This is a genomic window from Pseudomonas juntendi (genome assembly GCF_009932375.1).
GTDB lineage: Bacteria > Pseudomonadota > Gammaproteobacteria > Pseudomonadales > Pseudomonadaceae > Aquipseudomonas > Aquipseudomonas juntendi.
Map to the genome: position 1 here is coordinate 1 of NZ_BLJG01000326.1, position 1080 is coordinate 1080.

At 65.4% G+C, this 1080-nt stretch carries 1 protein-coding gene; it reads left to right on the forward strand.

Annotated features, from left to right (window positions below; all coding sequences use genetic code 11):
* Positions 1–1045 (forward strand): AMP-binding protein (locus GYA94_RS25505; RefSeq protein ID WP_161893356.1); only part of this gene is annotated, 1045 nt, incomplete at its 5' end.
* Between the last annotated feature and the right edge of the window lie 35 nt (positions 1046–1080).

The window sequence follows — 1080 nt, forward strand, 5'->3', positions numbered from 1 at the left end:
CGGCAACCCCAAGGGCGTGGTCTATCACCACCGTGGCGCGTACCTGAACGCCATTGGCAACCAGATGACCTGGGCCATGGGCCATCGCCCGGTGTACCTGTGGACCTTGCCGATGTTCCACTGCAACGGCTGGTGCTACCCCTGGACCATCACCGCCCTGGCCGGCACCCACGTGTTCCTGCGCCGGGTCGACCCGCAAAAGGTCCTGAACCTGATCCGCGAACACCGGGTCAGCCACCTGTGCGGTGCGCCGATCGTACTCAACGCCCTGGTCAACATGCCCGAGGCAGCCAAGGCTGCCATCGAGCACCCGGTGCAGGCGATGGTGGCCGGCGCAGCGCCCCCGGCCAAGGTCATTGGCGCCGTCGAGCAAATGGGCATCAAGCTGACCCACACCTATGGCCTGACCGAGGTCTACGGCCCGGTTACCGTGTGCGCCTGGCACGAGGAATGGGATGCGCTGACGCTGGAAGAGCGTGCGCAAATCAAGGCCCGCCAGGGGGTACGCTACCCCACCCTCGACGGGCTGATGGTCGCGGACCCGCAAAGCCTCGAACCCGTGCCGCGCGATGGCAACACCCTGGGCGAGATCTTCATGCGCGGCAATACCGTGATGAAGGGCTACCTGAAAAACCCGGAAGCTACCGCTGAAGCCTTCCGTGGGGGCTGGTTCCATACCGGCGACCTGGCCGTGTGGCACGCCGATGGCTATGTGGAGATCAAGGACCGGCTCAAGGACATCATCATTTCCGGCGGCGAGAACATCTCCACCATCGAAGTCGAGGACGCACTGTACAAACACCCGGCAGTGCTGGAGGCCGCCGTGGTGGCCCGCCCGGACGAAAAATGGGGCGAAACCCCGTGCGCCTTCGTCGCCCTCAAGCCCGGCCGCGAAGACACGCGCGAAGCCGACATCAGCAACTGGTGCCGCGAGCACCTGGCCGGGTTCAAGGTGCCGAAGACGGTGGTGTTCGGTGAGCTGCCCAAGACCTCCACCGGCAAGATCCAGAAGTACTTGCTGCGCGACCGCGCCAGAACCCTCTGACCCCATGGGGCCTGTTGCGGCTTGACCCACCTGCG